The 5,075-nt window shown below is 63.1% G+C and carries 5 protein-coding genes and 2 pseudogenes; 1 reads left to right on the plus strand and 6 read right to left on the minus strand.

The window, feature by feature from the left end:
* The 3 genes and pseudogenes from AC3AYF_RS18040 to AC3AYF_RS18050 all read right to left on the minus strand — a co-directional run.
* Positions 1-213 (minus strand): annotated as a pseudogene (locus tag AC3AYF_RS18040) (DNA/RNA non-specific endonuclease); the annotation flags it as partial.
* 6 nt (positions 214-219) lie between these two features.
* Positions 220-495, minus strand: coding sequence for an Lrp/AsnC family transcriptional regulator (locus tag AC3AYF_RS18045; protein ID WP_110602523.1), 276 nt, complete (start codon positions 493-495; stop codon positions 220-222).
* A gap of 66 nt (positions 496-561) precedes the next feature.
* Complete coding sequence (locus tag AC3AYF_RS18050; protein WP_295040359.1) at positions 562-1,038, minus strand: methylated-DNA--[protein]-cysteine S-methyltransferase; 477 nt, start codon at positions 1,036-1,038, stop codon at positions 562-564.
* A gap of 146 nt (positions 1,039-1,184) precedes the next feature.
* Between AC3AYF_RS18050 and AC3AYF_RS18055 the strand changes: the two genes are divergently transcribed.
* Positions 1,185-1,541: a high-potential iron-sulfur protein gene (locus tag AC3AYF_RS18055; RefSeq protein ID WP_295040357.1), complete on the plus strand. Its 357-nt coding sequence runs from the start codon at positions 1,185-1,187 to the stop codon at positions 1,539-1,541.
* A 25-nt stretch (positions 1,542-1,566) separates the two neighbouring features.
* Here the strand turns inward: AC3AYF_RS18055 and AC3AYF_RS18060 are convergent, their stop codons facing one another.
* The 3 genes and pseudogenes from AC3AYF_RS18060 to AC3AYF_RS18070 form a co-directional block, all read right to left on the minus strand.
* Entirely contained in the window at positions 1,567-3,123 is a 1,557-nt protein-coding gene (locus AC3AYF_RS18060; protein ID WP_295040355.1) for a SpoVR family protein, read from the minus strand.
* Between the two features lie 44 nt (positions 3,124-3,167).
* Complete coding sequence (locus AC3AYF_RS18065; RefSeq protein ID WP_295040354.1) at positions 3,168-4,448, minus strand: YeaH/YhbH family protein; 1,281 nt, start codon at positions 4,446-4,448, stop codon at positions 3,168-3,170.
* 109 nt (positions 4,449-4,557) lie between these two features.
* Positions 4,558-5,075 (minus strand): annotated as a pseudogene (locus AC3AYF_RS18070) (PrkA family serine protein kinase); the annotation flags it as partial.

Raw genomic sequence — 5,075 nt, forward strand, 5'->3', positions numbered from 1 at the left:
CCATCCCAACAGGAAACCGTCGTTGCGCAGCACCCGGTTCCAGCCCCGCCAGTCGTTCCACTGCCACTCGGGTACGCCCATCCAGCTCAACTGGTCGCGGACATCCCCTTCCTGCCAGTACCACAGCCCGCTGATGACGACGACGAAAATCAGGCCGATTCGGGAGGAGCGGGCCAGCTGCCCCAGCAGCCCCCGCTTTCGACGACGCGCCACCCCGACTTACAGGCCGACGGAGAACATGGCGTCGAGATCGTGGCGCGAGTGCACCTGCATGGCATTGAGCGTTTCGGTGTCACGGATGCCCTCGACGCTCATCAGCCGTTCGGTTACCAGCGAGGCCAAGGATTCGAAATCCCGCGTCCGGGCGATGGCGATGAGGTCGTAGCGGCCGCAGGTCGAATAGACCTCGCTGATTCCCTCCAGATCGGCCAGGCGCTCGGCGACACCTCGTATGCGGCCCTTTTCGACATTGATCAGAATGACGGCGTTCTGCATTTCCCTCTCCCACCGGCGTTCGGCCTTTCGCGAGGCCCGAAGAATGAATGATCCGGCGCGAGTATATCAGCTCCCGGACCAACCGCCCTCCAGCGTCAGCAGCGCGCGCTTCAGCGTCTCGCCACCGCTGTAGCCCCCCATCCCCCTGGCGGCGACGACCCGATGGCAGGGAATGAACAACGGCAACGGATTGGCCCCCACCGCACCACCGATGGCCTGAGCCGCGCCATCCTTGCCCAGGCGATGCGCCATCTCGCCATAGGTGCTGGTCTTGCCGTAGGGGATGCGCAACAGGCCCTGCCAGACCTGGAGCTGGAAATCGCTCCCCTCGGGCGCCAGAGTGACATTGAAACTCCGGCGGCGCCCCGCCAGGTAGGCTTCGAGCTCGGCCCGCGCCTGATCGAAGAAGCCGGCGTCCTCCTGCCAGGTCGACTCCGGCGCCCCGGAACGGGAACTTCGGGGAAGGCGCAGTTCGCGCAGGCCCTGCTCGTCCCCCACCAGCATCATCTCTCCATGATCGGTCAAAAACTGGACATAGCGCATAGTCGACCCTTGGTGGCACCATGATTGGCGATATCGCCCGGCAGCGGATGGCGGCTGCGGATGTCTTGTGACAATGTCACGACACATCGCATACTTCCAGTCATCCAGAAGAGGCGGGCGGAAGGACAACGAACCGGAGACGGATCATGCACGAACCGGCGGGAAAGATGGCGAAAGAGGCCGGCGGGCCGCCGAACGACGAGGGACGTCGGCGCTTTCTTCGGCACGGCGTGTGCGCCTCCGGCCTGCTGCTGTTCGGCTGGCGAGGCCTGCCCGCCCTGGCGCAGGACAAGCCGATGCTGGACCCGGACGCCTATCAAGCCAGGGCGCTCGATTATGTCGAGGAGGCCGCGAACGCCCAGGGTAACCCCGCCTACCAAGCGGGTCGTCGCTGTGGCAACTGCGACTTCTTCACCGCGTCTAGCCAAGCCTGCGGACTGTTTCCCGACCACCGGGTCGCCAGCGATGGCTGGTGCAGCGGCTGGACGGCCAGCACGTCCTGACACCCATCCCCCGCGGGCGCAGCGCTCATGCCGACTCGCGGGTCGACTCCGGAATCGGCCACTGATAGCGACGCACGACTTCCCCCCCCTCCATCGACTCGAGCTTGATCGGAAACCCCCAGAGCTGATGCAGATAACGCATCACCGGGAACAGGCTCTGTCCCAGCGGACGGCGCCGATCCTGCACGTGACGTAGCGTCAGTGAACGGTCCCCGCGAATGTCGGCTTCCCACACCTGGATATTGGGCTCCCGGGCCGACAGCGCGTATTGCACGCTGAGCGCTTCGCGGATGCGGCGATAGCCGCGATCGTCGTGGATCGCCTCGACCTGAAGACTGTCGTCGCGATCGTCGTCGACCAGGCTGAACAGCTTGAGATCGCGGATCACCTTGGGCGACAGGAACTGCTGGATGAACGATTCGTCCTTGAAGTTGTGCATCGCGAAATGCAACGTCTCCAGCCAGTCGCTGCCGGCGATGTCCGGGAACCACTCCCGGTCCTCGTCGGTGGGCGCCTGACAGATGCGCTGGATGTCGCTGAACATCGCAAACCCCAGCGCATAGGGATTGATGCCGTTGAAATAGGGGCTGTCGAAACCCGGCTGGCTGACCACGGAAGTGTGGGACTGCAGAAACTCCAGCATGATGCCTTCGTCGATCAGCCCGTCGTCGTACAGGCGATTCATCAGCGTGTAGTGCCAGAACGTCGCCCAGCCCTCGTTCATGACCTGGGTCTGGCGCTGCGGGTAGAAATACTGGGCCAGCTTGCGCACGATGCGCACGATCTCGCGCTGCCAGGGCTCCAGCAGCGGCGCATTCTTCTCCAGAAAATAGAGCAGATTTTCCTGGGGCTCACTGGGGTAGCGGTCGTGCCGGTGCAGTCCCAGGGGGTCGTTCTCCAGATCGTGCAACGGCTGCTGCACCAGGCCACTGGCCGGGGCCGGGATCGTGCTCCAGAGCCGGTTGACCTGGGTCTGGAGATAGGCCTCGCGCTCATCCTGGCGCCGCACCTCCTCCTCGGCGGAGATCGGCGACGGTCGCTTGTAGCGGTCGACGCCATAATTCTGCAGTGCATGGCAGGCGTCGAGCAGCTGCTCGACCGCCTCCACGCCATGCCGCTCTTCGCATTTGGCGACATATTTGCGGGCGAACACGAGATAATCGACGATCGCCGAAGCGTCCGTCCAGGCGCGGAACAGATAGTTGCCCTTGAAGAACGAGTTGTGGCCGTAGCAGGCGTGAGCGATGACCAGCACCTGCATCATCAGCGAGTTCTCCTCCATCAGATAGGCGATGCAGGGGTCGGAGTTGATCACCAGTTCGTAGGCCAACCCCATCTGCCCCCGGCGGTAGGCCTGCTCCACCGACAGGAACTGCTTGCCGAACGACCAGTGGTGATAGCCGATCGGCATGCCTACGCTGGCGTAGGCATCCATCATCTGTTCGGAAGTGATGATCTCGATCTGATTGGGATAGGTGTCCAGCCGATACTCCCGGGCCAGCTCCCCAATGGCGCGCTCATAGGCTTCCAGCGCCTCGAAGTTCCAGTCCGATCCGGTGGCAATGGGCTTGCGTCGCGTCATCGCTCTCTATCTCCTCGCTGCGTTACGTCTCCAGGCCTTGCCGATCACCCCTTTGCCCGCTGGCGGAAGAGCTCACGGAAAACCGGGTAGATATCTTCCGCCTGGACGATCTGCTGCATGGCGAAGCGCTCGGGATAGGCCGCCCTGACCGTCTCGTAGGCTTCCCACAGCGCCTGGTGTGCGTGAGGCGTGATCTCCACGTAGGTGAAGTACTGCAACTTGCGCATCAGCGACTCGTCGAGCAACTCGAGACAGGTGGACGAATCGTCGTCCCAGTTGTCTCCATCGCTGGCCTGCGCCACGTAGAGATTCCACTGCTCCGGCGCGTAGCGCGCCTCGATGATGCTGTCGACCAGCGTCAACGCACTGGAGACGATGGTGCCGCCGGTTTCCCGGGAATAGAAGAACTCCTCCTCGTCGACCTCCTTGGCCACGGTGTGGTGGCGCACGAAGACCAGCTCGACCTTCTCGTAGTTGCGCTCGAGGAACAGATAGAGCAGCAGGAAGAAGCGCTTGCCGATGTCCTTGTGCGCCTGGGTCATCGACCCCGAGACATCCATGATGCAGAACATCACCGCCTGGTTCGACGGCATCGGCTGATGCGTGAGATGGTTGTAGCGCAGATCGTAGGTGTCGAGGAACGGGATCGACCCGATTCGCTTCTCGAGCCGCGCGATCTCGGATTTCAGTTCATCGATACGCGCCGGGTTGCGCAGTACCGGATCCTTGCGCTCTTCGGCTTCGAGCGCCTCCTGCGCCTCGCGCAGGGCACGTTTCAGCGGTGCCCGCATGCCGATCCGCCGGGCCTGGGCCTCGCGCATCGAGCGGACGATATTGATCCGCGCCGGCACCCCTTCCTTGGAGATCCCCGCACGCACCGGTCGCGTCTCTTCCAATACCTGCAGCTGCTTGCGCTCGAGATGCGGCAGCTCCAGGCCATCGAAGACGAAATCGAGAAACTCTTCGCGAGACAGCGAGAACACGAACTCGTCCATGCCTTCGCCCTGGTTTCCCGCCTGCCCATCGCCGTTACCCTGCCCACCGCCACCGCTGGGTCGTCTCAGCCGATCCCCTTCGGCAAACTCCCTGTTGCCAGGACTCACGACCGTTCGCCGACCGCCCGGGCCGTGCTGAAACGAAGGTTCGGAAATATCCTTGGCGGGAATGGAGACTTTCTCGCCGCGCTCCATATCGGTGATCGAGCGCCGATTCACCGACTCCTCCACGGCACGCTTGATGTGGGAGCGGTAGCGCTGCAGGAACCGCTGGCGGTTCACGGCACTCTTGTTGCGCGCGTTGGGGCGTCGATCGATGAAGTAGCTCATGGCACCTCCCGCAGGCTGACTGCGACAACGGCCGTCCGGCAATGGCCCCTGCCTCAAGGCGCGGAGTGCGATTCGCGACTCCACGCCGCTGACATCGACTTACGATCGTTCAGTGCGACTTGCGCACCCGCAGATACCATTCGGAGAGCAGCCGCACCTGCTTCTCGGTGTAACCGCGCTGCACCATGCGGTCGACGAAATCCTCATGCTTGCGCTGATCGGACGCCGACGCCTTGGCGTTGAACGAGATCACCGGCAGCAGCTCCTCGGTGTTGGCGAACATCTTGTGCTCGATCACCCCGCGGAGTTTTTCGTACGACTGCCAGCTGGGGTTCATGCCGTTATTGTGCGCCCGCGCCCGCAGCACGAAGTTGACCACCTCATGACGGAAATCCTTGGGATTCGAGATGCCGGCCGGCTTCTCGATCTTCTCGAGATCCTCGTTGAGCGACTGGCGGTCGAACAGCTCGCCGGTCTCGGGATCGCGATACTCCTGGTCCTGGATCCAGAAATCGGCGTAGGTCACGTAGCGGTCGAAGATGTTCTGGCCATATTCGGTATAGGACTCGAGATAGGCGGTCTGGATCTCCTTGCCGATGAAGTCGACGTAGCGCGGCGCCAGGTACT

The sequence above is a fragment of the Salinicola sp. genome (assembly GCF_982684285.1).